The 17,231-nt window shown below is 53.2% G+C and carries 22 protein-coding genes and 1 tRNA gene; all 23 read right to left on the reverse strand.

All coding sequences use genetic code 11. The annotated features are described in order from the left end of the window. Nucleotides 1–3 precede the first annotated feature (3 nt). The 23 genes from coaBC to THEVEDRAFT_RS09860 all read right to left on the reverse strand — a co-directional run bounded on the left by coaBC (nt 4) and on the right by THEVEDRAFT_RS09860 (nt 17,222). Nucleotides 4–1,221 carry a bifunctional phosphopantothenoylcysteine decarboxylase/phosphopantothenate--cysteine ligase CoaBC gene (gene coaBC, locus THEVEDRAFT_RS05015; protein ID WP_006583627.1) on the reverse strand — a complete coding sequence of 406 codons (1,218 nt, stop codon included), beginning with the start codon at nt 1,219–1,221 and terminating at the stop codon, nt 4–6. A gap of 1 nt (nt 1,222) precedes the next feature. Continuing rightward, a complete protein-coding gene (locus tag THEVEDRAFT_RS05020) occupies nt 1,223–1,453 on the reverse strand; it encodes a DNA-directed RNA polymerase subunit omega (protein WP_006583628.1) in 231 nt (76 codons plus the stop codon). Between the two features lie 3 nt (nt 1,454–1,456). After that, the gene (gene gmk / locus THEVEDRAFT_RS05025; protein ID WP_006583629.1) at nt 1,457–2,050 is read right to left on the reverse strand and encodes a guanylate kinase; all 594 of its coding nucleotides are present in this window, start codon (nt 2,048–2,050) and stop codon (nt 1,457–1,459) included. Further along, complete coding sequence (locus THEVEDRAFT_RS05030) at nt 2,037–2,294, reverse strand: DUF370 domain-containing protein (protein ID WP_006583630.1); 258 nt, start codon at nt 2,292–2,294, stop codon at nt 2,037–2,039. Before THEVEDRAFT_RS05030 ends, gmk begins: the two co-directional genes overlap by 14 nt. 5 nt (nt 2,295–2,299) lie before the next feature. After that, a complete protein-coding gene (locus tag THEVEDRAFT_RS05035; protein WP_245522767.1) occupies nt 2,300–3,166 on the reverse strand; it encodes a YicC/YloC family endoribonuclease in 867 nt (288 codons plus the stop codon). A 108-nt stretch (nt 3,167–3,274) separates the two neighbouring features. Beyond that, nucleotides 3,275–4,348: a GTPase HflX gene (gene hflX, locus THEVEDRAFT_RS05040; protein WP_006583632.1), complete on the reverse strand. Its 1,074-nt coding sequence runs from the start codon at nt 4,346–4,348 to the stop codon at nt 3,275–3,277. Next, nucleotides 4,345–4,902: a lysophospholipid acyltransferase family protein gene (locus THEVEDRAFT_RS05045; RefSeq protein ID WP_281054562.1), complete on the reverse strand. Its 558-nt coding sequence runs from the start codon at nt 4,900–4,902 to the stop codon at nt 4,345–4,347. The genes hflX and THEVEDRAFT_RS05045 overlap by 4 nt, the downstream gene beginning before the upstream one ends. Nucleotides 4,903–4,975: 73 nt before the next feature. Beyond that, nucleotides 4,976–5,647 carry a (d)CMP kinase gene (gene cmk, locus THEVEDRAFT_RS05050; protein ID WP_006583634.1) on the reverse strand — a complete coding sequence of 224 codons (672 nt, stop codon included), beginning with the start codon at nt 5,645–5,647 and terminating at the stop codon, nt 4,976–4,978. Next, nucleotides 5,644–6,492: an HDOD domain-containing protein gene (locus THEVEDRAFT_RS05055; protein WP_245522603.1), complete on the reverse strand. Its 849-nt coding sequence runs from the start codon at nt 6,490–6,492 to the stop codon at nt 5,644–5,646. Before THEVEDRAFT_RS05055 ends, cmk begins: the two co-directional genes overlap by 4 nt. 96 nt (nt 6,493–6,588) lie before the next feature. Then, the gene (locus THEVEDRAFT_RS05060; RefSeq protein ID WP_006583636.1) at nt 6,589–7,293 is read right to left on the reverse strand and encodes a pseudouridine synthase; all 705 of its coding nucleotides are present in this window, start codon (nt 7,291–7,293) and stop codon (nt 6,589–6,591) included. After that, entirely contained in the window at nt 7,283–7,894 is a 612-nt protein-coding gene (gene scpB, locus THEVEDRAFT_RS05065; protein WP_006583637.1) for an SMC-Scp complex subunit ScpB, read from the reverse strand. Before scpB ends, THEVEDRAFT_RS05060 begins: the two co-directional genes overlap by 11 nt. Beyond that, nucleotides 7,869–8,582: a segregation and condensation protein A gene (locus THEVEDRAFT_RS05070; protein ID WP_342610189.1), complete on the reverse strand. Its 714-nt coding sequence runs from the start codon at nt 8,580–8,582 to the stop codon at nt 7,869–7,871. Before THEVEDRAFT_RS05070 ends, scpB begins: the two co-directional genes overlap by 26 nt. A 25-nt stretch (nt 8,583–8,607) precedes the next feature. After that, entirely contained in the window at nt 8,608–9,597 is a 990-nt protein-coding gene (trpS, locus tag THEVEDRAFT_RS05075) for a tryptophan--tRNA ligase (RefSeq protein ID WP_006583639.1), read from the reverse strand. Between the two features lie 131 nt (nt 9,598–9,728). After that, entirely contained in the window at nt 9,729–10,490 is a 762-nt protein-coding gene (locus THEVEDRAFT_RS05080) for a Nif3-like dinuclear metal center hexameric protein (RefSeq protein WP_006583640.1), read from the reverse strand. An 85-nt stretch (nt 10,491–10,575) separates the two neighbouring features. Further along, nucleotides 10,576–10,652 (reverse strand) — tRNA-Ile (locus THEVEDRAFT_RS05085). Between the two features lie 19 nt (nt 10,653–10,671). After that, nucleotides 10,672–10,851, reverse strand: coding sequence for a ferredoxin (locus THEVEDRAFT_RS05090; protein WP_006583641.1), 180 nt, complete (start codon nt 10,849–10,851; stop codon nt 10,672–10,674). A 106-nt stretch (nt 10,852–10,957) separates the two neighbouring features. After that, nucleotides 10,958–11,752 carry a phosphoribosyltransferase family protein gene (locus THEVEDRAFT_RS05095; RefSeq protein ID WP_006583642.1) on the reverse strand — a complete coding sequence of 265 codons (795 nt, stop codon included), beginning with the start codon at nt 11,750–11,752 and terminating at the stop codon, nt 10,958–10,960. Further along, nucleotides 11,749–12,687 carry a 4-(cytidine 5'-diphospho)-2-C-methyl-D-erythritol kinase gene (locus THEVEDRAFT_RS05100; RefSeq protein ID WP_245522605.1) on the reverse strand — a complete coding sequence of 313 codons (939 nt, stop codon included), beginning with the start codon at nt 12,685–12,687 and terminating at the stop codon, nt 11,749–11,751. Before THEVEDRAFT_RS05100 ends, THEVEDRAFT_RS05095 begins: the two co-directional genes overlap by 4 nt. 21 nt (nt 12,688–12,708) lie before the next feature. After that, entirely contained in the window at nt 12,709–12,954 is a 246-nt protein-coding gene (locus tag THEVEDRAFT_RS05105) for a Veg family protein (RefSeq protein WP_006583644.1), read from the reverse strand. 106 nt (nt 12,955–13,060) lie between these two features. After that, complete coding sequence (gene selB, locus THEVEDRAFT_RS05110) at nt 13,061–14,965, reverse strand: selenocysteine-specific translation elongation factor (RefSeq protein ID WP_006583645.1); 1,905 nt, start codon at nt 14,963–14,965, stop codon at nt 13,061–13,063. Further along, nucleotides 14,965–16,350, reverse strand: a complete 1,386-nt coding sequence (gene selA, locus THEVEDRAFT_RS05115) for an L-seryl-tRNA(Sec) selenium transferase (RefSeq protein WP_040825780.1) — start codon at nt 16,348–16,350, stop codon at nt 14,965–14,967. Before selA ends, selB begins: the two co-directional genes overlap by 1 nt. Nucleotides 16,351–16,392: 42 nt before the next feature. Next, nucleotides 16,393–16,935, reverse strand: coding sequence for a hypothetical protein (locus THEVEDRAFT_RS05120; protein WP_156787121.1), 543 nt, complete (start codon nt 16,933–16,935; stop codon nt 16,393–16,395). 17 nt (nt 16,936–16,952) lie between these two features. Then, on the reverse strand, nt 16,953–17,222 hold the full coding sequence (locus THEVEDRAFT_RS09860; protein ID WP_245522606.1) for a hypothetical protein: 270 nt from the start codon (nt 17,220–17,222) through the stop codon (nt 16,953–16,955). Nucleotides 17,223–17,231 lie beyond the last annotated feature (9 nt).

Consider the following 17,231-nt stretch of genomic DNA (forward strand, 5'->3'; position numbering starts at 1 on the left):
AACTTACTTGGCCCCCTCCATCATCACAGCCACCCGATCAAGGATCATATGGGACACGTCCTCCTTGCTCCCGGAGAACTCAAACCGCCCACCGCTCCTATCCAGCATGACAACCCTGTTAGTATCAACTCCGAAACCGCAACCTTCTTCGGTAACGTCATTAGCCACTATGGCGTCAAGCCCCTTAGCGTTCATCTTTTTTACGGCGTTCTCATCTAGATTGTTCGTCTCCGCAGCAAAACCGATCAGTATCTGAGATTCCCCCTTCTCCTCCCCCAATCTGGCAGCAATATCTGGGTTGCTAAACAATTCCAGCGTAAGCCTTTCCCTTCCCTCTCTCTTTATCTTCGATGAACTGGGGGTCGCAACCCTATAATCACCCACCGCAGCGGCTTTTATGATCACATCCACATCTCGGTTCTCCATGCATCTTAAGAGCATGTCCTCCGCTGAGATCACCGGTATAAACCTAACCCCCGGGACATCCACGGACACCCCAGGACCACATACCAATGTGACATCTCCACCCCGGTACCATGCAGCCCTGGCTAATTCAACCCCCATCTTCCCAGAGCTCGGATTGCTTATAAACCTTACAGGGTCTATAAACTCCCAGGTAGGACCCGCGGTTATTAGGAAAGACCTGCCGCTGAACGATCTGTCCGGGCAAAGAGACCTCCAGGTGTGTTCCACCAAGACCTCCGTGGCAGGAAGACGCCCCTTCCCTTCATAGCCACAGGCAAGTGCCCCCTCCTCCGGCGGAATCACCTGATACCCCCACTGGAGACAAGTCGAAACGTTTTGCTGGGTAGCCTTGTGCTCCCACATGTGCACGTTCATGGCTGGAAAGATCAAAACCGGACATCGGGCCGCCAAAAGGGTAGCCCCCAACAGCGTGTCCGAAGATCCTGCGGCAGCGATGCTCAACACGTTGGCGGTACATGGGGCTATTACAAACACCTCCGCCCAGTCCGCCAAATTTATGTGGGGAATCTGGTATCCCCTTGAAGGATTAAGAAAGTCCTCCTCCAACCAACAGCGCCGGCCCGTCAACGTGGAGATGACCAAGGGACTTACAAAGGCCTCCGCTCCCTTGGTCAAAATAACCTCCACCTCGCACTCCGACCTGCGAAGGTGTCTTATGTAGTCCAATATCTTGTAAGCAGATATGCCACCGGATACCCCTACAAGGATCCGGCGCCCCCTCTTCCAAGCAGGCAACTTACACGGTCTCCTTCACGGTGGCATCCGGGTGAGAATCCCCACCGTACGATAGGATTATCTCCCCGCGGCTTATCTCGTCTATGGCCCTCGAAATATACTTCTCGTCGTCCCCAAGACGCCCCTTTCTCTCGCTTAGCTGCCTCGCTCTCGCGGCCACAACCAAGGCCAAGACGTACTTATTGGGTATGTTCCTCTCCCTGCATATCTTATCAATATCGCAGAATATCACTGCTCAACACCTCCCACTGAATTTCCTATGGCGCTCTATTATTTTTATAAGGTCCTCTGCGGCATAATCCACCTGATCGTTAACCACCCTATACTGATACTCCCCAGCGTGGGAAAGCTCATCTATCGCATTTTTAAGACGCAGGGACATCTCCCGCTCCTCTTCGGTTCCACGCCCCTGGAGACGGTGCTCCAACTCCTCCACCGATGGGGGCGCCACAAAGATGGTTACCGCTTCGGGTATCCTTTGCCTAACCTGCTTTGCCCCCTGGACATCTATCTCAAGAACCACATCCCTGCCCTGTGCAAGCATCCGTTCAATGTCGTCCGCACTAGTACCATAGTACTTGCCGTGCACGCAGGCCCACTCCAGGAAGACTCCCTCATCTATCATACGCTTAAACTCTTCCTCCGACACAAACCTGTACTCAACCCCATCTGTCTCCCCTGGCCTTGGAGACCTGGTGGTGTAGGATACCGAATAGAAGAGATCCGGAAGCCTGTCAAAAAGCATCTTACGAAGGGTCCCCTTACCGGCTCCACTGGGACCGGATATCACAAAGAGGGTTCCCCTTCGGAGCTCGTTATTCTCCATCATCGACGGCCCCCTCCGTTGAAAATCGGTTTGAAAGCGTCTCCGGCTGAAGGGCGGAGAGTATAACGTGGCCACTGTCCATGACAAGTATGGCCCTGGTCTTTCTGCCCTGGGTAGCATCCACAAGGCGACCCTCCCGCTGAGCCTCATCCTTAAGCCTCTTTATTGGCGCAGAGGCGGGACTGATTATAGCAACTATCCTGTCCACGGAAACCATGTTACCGAAACCTACGTGCAACATCCTCATGGCCCTCACTCCAGATTTTGAATCTGCTCCCGCACCATCTCCAGGGCGGTCTTAGCATCAACGACCATGGACCTCAGAACAGCATCGTTGACTTTGGAACCTATGGTGTTGGTTTCCCGGTTGAGCTCCTGAATTATAAAGTCCAAGCGTTTACCCCAAGGCCCCTCCTTAGAGGTCACCTGGCGAAACTGAAGGAGATGAGAGCGTATCCTGGATAACTCCTCCTCCACATCCCACCTATCTGCCATTAAAACCAGCTCCTGGGCCCAACGAGACTCATCCAAATCAAGGCCCATATCCTTCAGCATGGCAGATACCCTCTCCTTTGCATGTTCAAAAGCCCGATCTCTGGCCTCCCCCCATGCGGAGCTTAGGTCATCTATGATGCCCTCGTAGACAGAGATCTTGCCCATGACCTCCCCCCACAGAAACTCCCCTTCAGCTCTGCGGCTGGCATTCCAATCCTCAACAGCCCTATTTATCAGGTCAGAAAAAATCTCCTCCAGTGCATCCTCATCCATAACGGCAGATCTGCCGTCAAGAACCCCGCTTACTCCCAATAGATACCCAAGATCCACAGGAGGTGCACCCATATCGGAGGCCATAGATGCAACATCCCTATAGAGAGCCATCAGGAAGTCCCGATTTATCATGTTGCTACCACATCGTCCGCTCCACGCAACATCCAACCTGCAGCTAACCTTACCACGGGAGAAAGCACTTCTTATCTTTCTATGAAACCAAGGCTCCCACCAAGAGAATTCCCTTGGCAGCTTAACCGTTATCTCCTGATATCGATGATTGACGCTGGTTATCCCCATGGTCATGGTTCCCCAATCACCATCCGCTTTGGCACTGCCATAACCAGTCATACTGAACAAATACATCCCCCCTATAAACGCCAGGAAACTGCATAAAACGGTAAATCTAAGGCTAAATCCCAAATTACCAATGCCAAAGCAGGGGCCATTGGATCAAACTCAAATGACGCTGGAAAGCCACGCCAGAAAATCTCCTATGCCCTGGCCTGTAAGGGCACTGACCGGGAAAACGGGGAACCCCCTCGCCTTAACGGCACTCAGGACCTCGAACCCCTCATCACCGGAATCCCATATATCCATCTTGTTCAGCAGAACTACCCTTCTGACATCCCCGGCTCCTATCTGATCTAGGACCTCATCTATTACACCAATATGATCTAGCGCCTCCCGGGACGCCCCGTCTATCACCATAGCAACCATATCCGCAAAGGCCACTTCCTCTAGAGTGGCTCGAAAAGCCGCCACAAGTTCTACAGGGAGTTTCCTTATAAAACCGACCGTATCAGAGAACATAACCACCCTGTGGTCATCAAGACGAACTCCCCTGGTAAGGGTATCAAGGGTGGCAAACAGCTTGTCCGCCCCCTTCACGTCAACATCCCCTGACAGCTTGGATAAAAGGGTGGTCTTCCCGCTATTCGTATAACCCACGAGTGCAACGGTCTTTATGCCAAGCCGCTTGCGGCGCTCCCTCTGGGCAGAACGCCTTCGACGAAGCTCTTCTAACTTCGCCTCCGCAGATCTAACACGACGAGCTATCTTCCGTCTGTGCCGCTCAAACTCGGTCTCCCCAGGCCCCCTGGTCCCTATTCCACCACCCGCTCTGGACATCTGGAAGCCCAACCCCTTAAGGTAAGGTATCTCGTGCTTCATTGCCGCTAGCTGAACTTGAAGCTTAGCCTCCGCGGTATAGGCCCGGGATTCAAATATCTTCATTATCAGATAAGGCCTATCCCAAACCTCCAATTTCAGCAAATTCGCAAGCGTCCTCCTCTGCGTCGGGGATAGCTGACCATCCACCACCACCAAACGGAAACCACATTCTGCCGCCACATGGGCCACCCTAAGACAAAATCCGGAGCCTATGTAGCTGGAAGGATCCGGGCGCCGACGCCTCTGAACCATCCTACGGAACTTCGTGTAGCCCAGGTTCATCAACAGGGCCTCCATCTCTTCCATGGAGGCCTCGTCGTCTGGGTCTATGGACACCACTATGGCTCCGTCTTCCCTCATAAATCCCGCCCTAACCCCCTAAGGGATTCCTCCAAAGTCGAAAGCAACTTCCCCCTAGCCTCCTTGCCGTTGCCGTTGGCATCCACAAAAGGTTCGGGGGTTATGATTTCACCAAAGTTTAAAGTTATGCTCCCCCGTCTCGGCATCTTCGCCCCCTTGGGGAAGGCCTCGAAAGTTCCCCTAACGAAAACAGGCAGGATAGGCACATTGGCCTTCAAACTCAAGAAAGCAACACCCTCTTCAAGGGGCTTAAGCCTTCCATCCAATGAACGGGTGCCCTCCGGGAAGATCAAGAGGCTGCGCCCGTCCCTTAGTATCTTAAGCATCAGCCTCATCACACCGCCCGCTCCCTGGGCATCCTCTCTTCTCACAGGGCAAGCACCAAGATGAGTCAACATCCACCCCATAAAGGGGTTTTGAAAGAGCTCTTCCTTAGCCAGATAACAAAGCTCTCCCGGAAAAAAGGATCCCACCAACGGAGGATCCAGGTGGCTGCAATGGTTAGAAGCCACTATCAACGGTGTGGGGAGGGAACGTCCGTCCAATCCCCTCACGCGGATCTTAAAATACAACGATAGGGCCCCACGAAAGAGGCCCTTAACCAAGTAGTAAAGGAAACGACTCTGTTTAAGCTCCCTTACCAAGCCTCATCCCCACCTCTTTTTCAAGGGTTTCTACCACCTGATCCAGGGACAAACCGGTCGTATCCAAGACAAAAGCACCAGGATCCACCTGCAGCGGGGAACACTCCCTTTGAGTATCCAACCTGTCCCGCTCTTGCACCTCTCTTAGGACCTCATCGTAATCTGATTGAACCCCTGCCGAGATCCGCTGTAAGTGCCTTCTCCTAGCCCTCTCCTCCGGGGAGGCGGTAAGAAATATCTTAACATCCGCATCAGGGAACACCACCGACCCCATATCTCTTCCCTCCGCCACCACCCCATGCCTAGCTTGATCTCGCTGAAAGCCGAGCAGAGCCCTCCTGACCGAAGGAATGGCGGCATAACCAGATACCAGCGAGTCAACCTTCGGAGTCCTTATCTCCTCAGTCACATCTAATCCGCAGAGGAAGACCCTCTCGTCCCTCATCTCTATGACTATCTCTTCCAGGGCCCTGCGAAGCTCGTCGCTGTCCTCGGCGGGAATACCGTGCTGATACATATATAAAGCTACTGATCTATAAATGGCACCGGTATCAAGATGAGGAACCCCGAGAACCCTAGCCAACGCCTTAGCTACCGTGCTCTTCCCGGAACCGGCAGGACCGTCCAACACCACCACGGGACCTCTGGGGCTCATTCCATAGCCTCCATGGAGAGCTCCTCATCCACTTGAGCCATCAAGTCAACCAGCTCGGACATCAAAGCTTCAACATCAGATGACAGCCCAAGCCGCTCCAAGCTATCAGGCCACACGCTATACTGAAGACCGTCCGCTCCTATACCGGCCCCCAACATAAGACACAACGCATTCGCCACGTGGATCACATCAAGGAACTTACGATGATCCAAGTACTCATCAGGCAACTCCCAGGGGGAGTGGTGATACCTGGCAGCCAACATGTAACGCTCAGGCAGGTTCCACTGCTCCATGATAAGCCCCCCAACTTGGGCGTGGTCAAAGCCCAAGACCTGGCGCTCCGCATCCATGAAGGGCATCTTGTCTTCCTCCACCAGCTTAACTATTATGCTGTAGCCAAAACGGACGTAATCGTTGAGCACTATCTTGCCTATGTCATGGACCATGCCCGCCACGTAAGCTTCCTCATCATCCACATCCTTAAAACGCTTGGCTATATGTCGGGCGGAGAAAGCTACGCTCAGAGAGTGCTTCCACAGCTCCCCTCTGTCAAGGGCATAACCAGTGAAAGCCCCGTCCATAAACTTGTACACCGATGCGGCCAGGACTATGCTCTTAACTGTTTTGAAGCCCAGCAACGCGATGGCCTCCGAAACGCTGGTTATCCTTCGGGGCAAACCATAGTAGGCGGAGTTAGCCAACCTCAGTATCCTGAGCACCAGCCCCTCGTCCTTGGCAAGCTTATCCGCCACATCCTGGGCGTTGCTCTTGGGATCATCCAGTTTCTTCAGGGTATCTATGACAAACTGGGGCAGAGAAGGTATGTCGCTGACACGCTTAAGCACGCGCCTTTGTATCAGGTCACGGGTACGATCATCAAGCCCTTGCATGTAACCCCTCCTAATAACATCAGGGTAAAGACTGCCTTCATAAACCCTACGCTATACCATACCACCCACAGTGATATGATGCCACATGTCATCCTTTGAGAAAAGAGCAAATCCACCATACGGCAGATGTCTAAGCTCCATCCTCCCTATCTTGCGACGGAGAAGACACCTAACCCGAAGGCCAAGAGAGGCAACCATCCTTCGTATTTCCCTCTTCTTTCCCTCTTGAAGTTCCACCCGGATCTTATCTCTTCCAATCCTGTCCACAGAAACGGGCTTAAGAAACTCACCTTCGGACCAAATGCCACATCTCATCCGATCCAATAGGTCCGAGCGAACCTCTCCGTCCAGGTCAACCTCGTATGTTTTGATTATACCCCTGCTTGGATGCAACAGAGAATCGCAAAAGTCACCATCGTTAGTGAGGATCAAAAGCCCCTGGCTATCCTTGTCAAGTCGACCCACTGGGAAAGGAGCAAGCTGCCGGATGCGAAATGGAAGTATGTCCAAGACCGTCCTACATCGAGGATCCCTTACCGCACATACCACTCCTCTTGGCTTGTTCATGACGATATATACTGACTCCAGCGGTCTTACCACCTTGGAGTCCACCATAACAAGATCCCCTTCTTGGACCTTGAAGGAAAGGGCTTCCACGATCTCGCCGTTTACAGACACTCGGTGGTTCAAAATCAGGTGCTCAACGTTTCTTCTGGATCCGATGCCACACCTGGCAAGGTACTGATTAATCCTCAACCACATCCCCTCCTGCTTCAGAAGAGCAACCTTCCTCATATCCGCCGATCTCTTCCATCAGGTCCTCTAAAGATGGAAGATCAGAGAGGGATGACAATCCAAAGAGGTCCATGAAACGGGATGTGGTCCTGTAAAGCAACGGGTTACCCGGGCTCTTTTTACGCCCCCCTACGCGTATCAATCCATGCTTCAAAAGGGTATCCAAAACCCGGTCACATCTTACCCCTCTTATTTCCTCTATCTCCGCCCTGGTTATTGGTTGATGATACGCCACCGCTGCAAGGGTCTCCACCGCTGCCCGGCTCAACCTCAACCTTTGGCTCTGGGAGACATCCCTGAAAGCAGCCACGACCTCTGCTAGATCTTCAGCGGTTACCATCAACCACCCTTCCGCCACGGATATTAGATCCAGGCCGGAAGCCCCTTCATATCTTGCCTTAAGCCTCCCAAGAGACGCCCTTATATCCTTGGATGATACCCCCAGGAAAGAAGCTAGCTCCCTCTCCCCAACTGGACCAGAGGACACGAACAGCAAAGCTTCTACCTTCCTGTCCAAGTCTACCGACAGGTCCTGATCATGGAGTGGAGAAGACGATATCATCAAAAGGCTCCTCCTGAATGATCTTTATCCTGCCTAACCTGCATAGTTCGAGCAGGGCCAATATGGAGGCTATCAGCATGCCCCTTGGAGCTCCACAACCAATAAGCTGCCGCAAAGACACAGGCCCTCCCGCAACCCTTCTCTCTATAGCCCCCATGATTTCCTCAACGCTATATTCATTAACCTTAGCGTCCTCAATCTCTTCGTCATAATCATCCCAGCGGTCTTGATCGTGGTCCCTCCTATCTAACAGAGACCACCACACCCTACCAAGGGCGAAAAGATCACCCGCCTCAAAAAGCAGCGGCCCCTCCTCCGCCTGCCTCACGAAAAACCTCTCGCGCCACCTCTGCCGTTCCTCCAACCAGATTGCAGCCTTTCTTATAGGCCTGTATCTTGCCAGGGATCTCCGGAGGGCCCCCTCTGGGTCCATATCTCCATCCACGCCCTGAATGTCATCCTCAAAAGGCTCTACCGAGGGGAAAAGCCTCCTCACTTTGGTTAAAACCATACGGCTTGCGAAAGAGAAGAACTCTCCTATCTCTCTAAGGCTAACCTCCTGAGACATCAAGAACTCAACATATCTACCCAGAAGGTCCACCAGGGATATCCGCGCCACATCCAGCTTCCCTCGTTCTACAAGCTGACATAGGAGGTCCAAGGGACCGGAAAACCCTTCAAGGGTCACGCTTAGGTTGCCGTCATCAGACAGATTAACGTAGCATCCCAATTGCCTTGTACACTTCCTCCATGGTCTCCTGGGCCACCAACCTGGCCTTTCTGGCCCCCTCATGGATTATGCCATCAAGAAGGCTTCGATCTCCCTCTAACGACTTCCTCCGCTCGTGAATCGGCGTCATGACCACCTCTATGTGACCGAAGAGCTTGCGCTTGCAGTCTACACACCCTATCCCAGCGGTTCTGCAACCGTGAGCCAGCTCCTCCATCTCCTCTGGATCATTATTAAAAAACTTATGCAGATCCCACACCGGGCACTTATCGGGGTCCCCAGGATCGGTCCTCTTGTACCGGGCTGGGTCAGTCATCATGGTCCTAAGTTTATCCCAGAGGACGTTCAGGTCATCTGCTATATTCAGGGAATTGCCGTAGGACTTGCTCATCTTACGCCCGTCCGTTCCTGGGATCTTAGGCGTGGTGGTATGAAGCGCCTGAGGCTCTGGGAAGACCTCCCCAAAATAGTAGTTAAAACGCCTGGCTATCTCACGGCTTAACTCCAAATGGGCCGACTGATCCTCCCCAACCGGTACCTTAACCGCTTTGTAGAGAAGTATATCCGCCGCCATGAGCACCGGGTAACCCAAGAAGGCATAGGTGGAGAGGTCTTTGTTTTGAAGGTTAAGTATCTGATCCTTGTACGTGGGATTCCTCTCCAACCACCCGAGCGGGGTCACCATGGACAGCGCTAGACTTAACTCCGCATGCTCCTTAACGTGAGATTGCACGAATATGGAACACTTAGAAGGGTCAAGACCCACCGCAAGCCAATCCAACAATATCTCCCTGCAGTTTTCCATCAGCATGCTGCTGTCTGCGTAATCAGACATGAGGGCATGCCAATCCACCACGCAGTAGTAACACTCATGGGAATCCTGCAGGTTAACCCAATTGGTCAACGCACCCGCCATGTGCCCCAAATGCAGCTTACCGGTAGGCCTCATACCGCTAAAAACCCTGTCCGCCATACTCAGGTCACCCCTCCATAAAGCCTCTACCCTAACAACAGGAGGCATTCTCTTTTACTCTAAGCAACTTAATTTTACACGACAACGTGGCCCTATCCGACATTTTAACAGCAAACAAATCAAACATACACCTATAAGAAAACCCCAGGGATCTCAGCTCTCGGGGCTACTAAAGTCTCAACTCCAAGTCCCCGCAGGAATGTGCTCAAGGCATCCATGGTGGCCCACTCCATCTCTCCATGATCCACTACACCTAAAACCAGCCCTGAGGAATTGGCATCCCTAATCGAATGGTACTTAACATCTGCGGTTATGAGCAGCTCCGCACCGGCTTCTAAGGCCAGGGGCCATATATCACCCCCGGAACCGGCACAGATGGCAACCCGGCCTACAGCATCACGAGATCCCTCAACCCTTGCCCAGCTAAGCCCCCAAGATGCCTTGGCTCTCCACATGATCTTAAAAGGGTCATCGGGGTCTATGTCCCCCATCACCCCCAAGCCCCACTCACCCCTAGCCTCCAGGGGGACCATACCACAAAGGCCCAAGGACTTCCCTAGGACAACACTGGCACCAAAGGGGGCAACATCCCAATTGGTATGACACACATATATGGAGACCCCAAGCCGGATCGCATCGATGATTGGATATCCAACCGCATCGTCCACTATTCGGCTCATGGGTTTGAAAATGGGGGGATGGTGAACCACCAAAAGGGAGCACTGGTTTTCCGCCGCCCATCGGATCGAGCCGAGATCCGCTTCCAGGGCAACAGCCACCCTATCCACTTGGGATGACCTGCTGCCCACCACAAGACCACAGTTGTCCCAATCGTAGGCCCAACTTAACGGCAACAACCTCTCCAACGACGCCGCAAACTCAAATACCTTCATAACATCCCCCCGCAGCAAACCGCACAAGAAGCAGAAATAGCCCCATCATACAAAAAAAGCCGCCCAAAAGGCGGCTTTAGAATGCTGGTGGGCCCACCTGGACTCGAACCAGGAACCTTCCGGTTATGAGCCGGTGGCTCTAACCCGTTGAGCTATGGGCCCTCAAAGAGGATCGATCCCCCTAGTCAACCTTGATGCAGCTGACCGGACAACTGTCCACCGCCTCCTGGACGCAGGGAGAACCGTCGGGCTTAATAACCTTGGCCTTGCCTACCGCGTCATCAAGGGCGAACACATCCGGGCAGATCTGAGCACACACGCCACAGCCTATGCACTCATCCTCCTCGATCCGGACGATCATGAGGGGGTCACCTCCTCCCGAGGAAGCATTCTACCCTATGATCCCGGATACGTCAAATGGGATCGTGGAATTTTTTCTCCCCTCGCCGCTGGGATCATCAGCAAAGTCACCGATTCACGCGTATCTTCAATGAATCACCGGACCCGGAAACTGTGAGCAATGCGTTGTAACTTGGCACCGCTTTCTTGGCGGGTTCCTCAGAGGCTATGAAAACCCCCACCCCCACAACCTCAGAACCAAACTCCCTGGCCATTTGAAGCATCCCCCAAACGGTGCTGCCCCCTCGCATGAAATCATCAACGACAAGAACCCTCTTGCTCTTGCCAAGCTGCCTTGTCCCCATGTACATGGTCCTAACATCTCCTGCTCCGGTGGGGAAGTGAACCGCCACAGCAGGCCCGTCGCTAGGCCTGTTCCTGAACCTGCAAATGGATAGGGGAACCCCCAGGGCATGGGCGGCAAACATGGCAATAGGTATGCCCTTTACCTCCGATGTCATGATCGTGTCCGGCTTAAGGCTTGAGAAATTAGATGCCATGATAAGACCCAACACAGAGGCAATCCTGGGGTCAAAGATAAGATCCGTGTAGTAAACGAAACCTCCGGGTAGAACCCGCTCAGGCTGAGAAAGGGTCTCTGCAATTTGCCCAAGCCACTTTCGCCTCAGCTCATCCCCAACCCTTGGCACGAAGTAAGCCCCTCCGCTGCGACCCCTGTCAACATCCACAACACCAAGCATCTCCTCCGAAAACGCCCTGTGGATTATCTCCATGTCATCGCTTATCACCGTCTTAGACACCTCGAAATCCTGGGCTAAATCGGTAAGGGAAAGATGCCTCGACGGCCCTAACATGAAACGGGAAGCTATTCTCACTAACCTCTCTGTCCTCTGACCCTTCATTGGATAACCTCCGCCCGCATAAGACTTTTAACAAAACCAAAGCTCCCAAGCATCCTGGCAGCCCTGTTCAGGCAATCATGATCTTTGAATAAGCCGAAAAATCCACTTCCGCTTCCGCAGAGACCCCACCCAAGAGCCCCTGAAGCCTCAAACACCGTCCATATTTTAATGTATTCCTCCCTTATTTTCTCAGAAACAATCAAAAAATCGTTAGGGAGAAGACCGACAACCCTACCTTCTTCAATGGCATTCAAATGGCCCGTGAAGTCATCCCTTTCTGGCAAAGGCCCTACATGAGGTCTCATCTGGTCCAACATGTGATATGCCAAAGACGTGGACATGGGCCATACAGGAAACCCCACCAGACATTTAATGTCTCCAGTGTGGGCTGAAACCGGAGATAGGACTTCCCCTCTGCCCTCCGCCCAAGCAAGATTCATTTCAGAGGCTAGGAAGGGGACATCGCTCCCCAGCTTGGCCGCCATAGCCATATCAACCGGCCTGCCTGCCGAATAAAAAGCCCAGCGCAAGAAAGCCCCGGCGTTCCCGCTACCAGCACCAACCCCACCACCCGCTGGAAGAGCCTTTACACACTCCACCTCCACTTGTGGTATGCTAAGTTTCAAATCATAGACCATAGTAGCCGCCCGTTCCACTATGTGTTCTCCATAAAATGGATCACCACGGTGAAACAGCCGGAAACGATCCGAAGACCTCAGCCTCAGGAACTCCGGAGACCTCAGTCTCAAAAACAAAGTTCTAACCGGATGATAACCATCTGCATCCAGCTGGCCCACCCAAAGACATAGGTTGATCTTCATATCACACGATAATACGTACTCCAATGGGATCACCTCTCTCCAAAAGATAAGCGCCCCGACCTCTTTTTCAACGAAGGCGGGGCGCCTAAATCGTTTTACTATTTTCTGGTGCACTAACCACCATAAAGATAACCCCTAAGCTAACCTCTCATGGCCAGGCAAAAGCTCCAGGATTACCTCTTTAGTCAACACATCGGTGTAGCTAAACGACACCGTGCTCCGCTGAGACTCAACGTAGAGGGTGAATAGGGATGGATAAACCTCCGTTATCACTCCCTCGCGCTCCTCCACCTTCCGCCTGCCGTTCATCGAACGGTAAGAGACCCTCGACCCCCTGTGCTGCTTAACCAGCTCCCTTATATACTCAAGAGATCTTGCCATGGGCCACACTCCCATTTACAGGATTTTTCAGATATTACACCCAAGGCATATGTTTTTCAAGGGCTTTTAAGCAAAAGCGAAGTTAAGCCCACGCTACAGGTTCATTTTAAGCCGTAGGACGCTTAAGAAGAACCCTCTTATCCTTAACCCTCCTCGTTATTCCGATGGAATCCATGTGTTCCAACATGGGCATCACATACTTTCTGCTGAGCCCCAGCCTATCCCTCACGGATGCCACAGTGATCTCCTCCATCTGAGACAAAATCTCCCATAGAGATCGAATTAGTCTACTAGAGAAGAACAACCCCCCCGGCAGGATAACCCCAACCCCCTCTTCCTTGGCAAGGGATATGATCTTTTTGAAAGAGTCGTCATCAACCCCAAGCTGCTTCTTTATTTCCTCCAGGTCCGGGAGCATGAATCCCCTTTCATCCAGGAAGTCCTTAAGCCTCTCTAAGGCCTTAGATACTGCCCCAGTATCCCTGACAAATGACGGATGACTAACCCTTCCATCCTCAAGCGTAACCACGCCTTTCTCACACTTGCTCCCCAACCAAGCTTTAAGTATCTTTTGATCCAACCCCATTGCCCTTACCAACCCGTCAATCGGCATCCCCTTCTCCAATGGGTTATCGGTGTGGAACCTCTCCATGGTTTCCATCAAAAGATGCGAGAGCTGATCATCTCTATGGGCCTCCAAAACATATTCCCCATTACTGGATCCCACGGATATCCACAGCCCCTTATTAACACCCTCTTGGAGCACTTCCATCAGCGAGCTTGGATTTAAGCTGAGGCTTAGCCTTATCTCCGAAGGAGATGCTACATGCAGGTGTTCAAGATATCGCTGAATCTTCTCCACTGGGGACTTGGCGTTTTTAAGCCCCGTCAGCAGACGACCCATGGCCTCCCTGCGAGACTTGCTCCTCACCCCTTCCACGTAAGGAAGGATAACCTCCCCCCCCCCTATGGTCCTAAGGGGGCTGTAGAACCTTACTATGAAGCGCTGAGAACCCATGGCAGCCACTGGCTCCTCCAAGACCAAAAGAGCTGGGCCCTCACAGGAAGGCTCCAGGCTGGCACCATCAAGAAGAACCACCCTCGCCATTACCTCTGCAGTGCCAAGGTGCAGCCTAAGCCGCTGCCAGTGCCGCACAGGCTCCACCGCTGATCCTAGTACCTTTAGCCATACGCCAAGCCTGCTCGTTGGTTGGCAGGAACCCCTTGAGGTCAGCACATCTCCCCTTCGGAGCTGATCCAATCCAACCCCAGGAATGTTCAAGGCACTTCGCTGCCCCGCTACAGCTTCCCGAACTCTCACGCCGTGAACCTGCACGGATCTCACCTTGGATGATAAACCGGAAGGGACAACCGTTACCTCATCCCCCTCTTGGATCGAACCGTTATATATGGTTCCAGTCACCACGGTGCCAAACCCAGGCACAGAAAAAGCCCTGTCTATGGGAAGGAAAAGATCTCCCTCCCTGCTCCTTACAGGGGATGACTCCACCAGCCTTAATATGGCGGATTTCAGATCCTCAAGCCCAACGCCTGCAGCAGCGCTGGTCCTGATAATAGGGGCTCCCTCCAAGAATGTCCCCCGGAATACCTCCCTTATCTCCTCCTCCGCCAGAGCCAGCATCTCGGGGTCCACCAGGTCAACCTTCGTGATCACCAGCACCCCCCGCCGGACCCCCAAGAGCTCCAGGATCTCAAGGTGTTCCTTGGTCTGAGGCATAACCCCTTCGTCGGCCGCTATAACCATCATCACCGCATCGACCCCGGCTGCCCCAGCCACCATCTGTCGAATGAACCTCTCGTGCCCTGGCACATCAACCACGCTGACCACCCGATCACCAACGGTCAAAGGGGCAAAGCCAAGTTCTATGGTTATTCCACGTCGCTTTTCTTCGACTAACCTATCGCAGTCAACCCCAGTAAGGGCCTTAACCAACGTGGTCTTACCATGATCTATGTGACCTGCGGTACCTAAAACGAAGGGGTACTCCATCACCTCACCCCCAGTACATGATCTAGTGCCTTCATAAAAAGCATCTCTTCCCCGCTCAAGAGGGTCCTCACGTGAAGACACGGCATCCCTTCATCAACCCCCAAGACCACAGGGGGAACCGTCTTCCGGAAAAGCCGTTGTACCCTTGAAGCCCCCCCTAAAGACGGAAGGTCCAAGGCCACCCCGTACCCATTAAGGGGGACCGCTGGGAAAGCCCCTCCACCAACCGCGTCCTCCACGGGGATAACCCTAGCATCTCCAGGGATGGACCGCTCCCTGATCCTTCTCCGACAGGCAGCAGCTATCTTCTGCGCCCTCTTCTTAATCTTTTCAGGCCGCTCCGAAAGCATAGCCCTGGCCGGTATTTGATCCCCTCTACCCTGCAGCATCATCCGAAGTATCCCCTCAAAGGCCGCAAGGGTCATCTTATCCACCCTAAAAGCTCTCATGAGGGGGTGCCTCTTGAGTCGGTCCGTCAGCTGACGTCTTCCTGCTATCACTCCTATCTGGGGCCCCCCAAGAAGCTTATCCCCAGAAAAGGTGACCAAGTCCACCCCCTGGGAGAGGCATTCTTTAACCGTGGGCTCTGAGGTCAACATACCGTTATCCAATGGCTCCAAAAGGCCGCTGCCCAGATCCTCAACCAAAGTCAACCCCCTCGCCACAGCGAGCTGAGCCAGCTGCTGCCTATCTACCGAGCAGTGGAAACCCTCTATTCGGAAGTTAGACGGATGAACCTTCAAGAGCACTGCAGTACTATCACTTATCGCAGATTCGTAATCACTCAGGTGTGTCCTATTCGTGGTCCCTACCTCCACCATCTTTGCACCGGCAAAGGACAGGATCTCCGGTATTCTGAAGGATCCACCTATCTCCACCAGTTCACCCCGGGAAACAATAACCTCCCTACCAGACGCCAACCCGGCAAGGCAAAGTAGGACCGCCGCAGCGTTGTTGTTCACCACCACCGCTCCATCAGCCCCGGTAAGCTGACACAAGAGCCACTCTACATGTTGGTTACGATGCCCTCTAACCCCTTCATCAAGGGAGAATTCCAAGGTGCTATAGCCTGCCGCTACTTCCTCTACCTGTCTCATGACCTCAAGCGGCAAGGGAGACCTACCAAGATTAGTATGAACCACAACCCCAGTTCCGTTCAAAACCCGCCGGAGGCTTAAAGTGGAACGCTGGGCCAACCTGGCCCTGGCCTCCCTAACTATCGATTCTCCGTCTACGGAGGATATCTTCCCGGTCCTAATCATCTCCCGGAACTCCCCAATGACCTCGGCGAACACACTTTTAACCGCGCTTCTTCCCAACAACTCCTCCATAGGTGGGACCCATGGAAGGTTCAGGAGATCCGACATGGAAGGTATCTGCCTCATAAAGGCGTTAAAATCAAAGGTCACTTTTAACACCACCTTTCGTCAGACGTCATAATCCTCCCTATCTGGGAGGTACGAAAGAAGCCATCGAAGCGTTATTCTCTGAACCTCTTCGGATTCCATATGCGGTTCAATCGGGTTACCCTCCAAGACCTCGAGAGGTATGTATGCCACCATTACGCTGTCGCTCAGCCTCTCTTTCATGGGTTCTTGAATGGTGTCATCAAACAGGACGATCCATCCCTGATCAGCCATTCCGATAAGCCCCCAAGGACCCCCAGGAGGATCAGGAGGGGATGAATACCAGGAACCCATCGGGAGGTTCAGCCCCCTAAGACAATTCCCCACCATCATGGCGAACCCCGTCTGATCGCCAAAGGATCCATACAGCCTTACCCAACCATCTCCAGATGACGGGACATCTCCGAAGAAGGGCAAAACATCCCGCAGGGACGGCCCCACCTGAGTCTCGTAACCCACAAGCGGCACTTCTACGCGCTTATGTCCAGCAATGTGCTCCAGAAGACCGTGCAGCTTCTCTTCCAGGGAATCATCATCTTCCAATCCTAGGACCAGGTAATCCACCACCAACCACCCCCACCTTAGCAGTCCGGAAGGAGCATCTCCCATATGCGATTAGCCACCCTAAAACCCCTTGGGGTGAGCCGGTAGACATCGCTTCCATCAAGATCCTTGTTGAGCTGAACCAGATCATCACATAGGGAAGAAAGCGATGCGGCCACGCGCTTATCCTCCAGCCCGGGGCGAAAACCCCAAATGGTTCTGAGCCTAAGAACCGCCCTTTCCGACCTCCTTGATTCGTTCGGGATGAACTCACCGAAATCAACCCCCTTGCCGGAGAGGGCGACCAAGCGGGCCCA

This window comes from Thermanaerovibrio velox DSM 12556, from assembly GCF_000237825.1.
Taxonomy (GTDB): Bacteria; Synergistota; Synergistia; order Synergistales; family Synergistaceae; genus Thermanaerovibrio; species Thermanaerovibrio velox.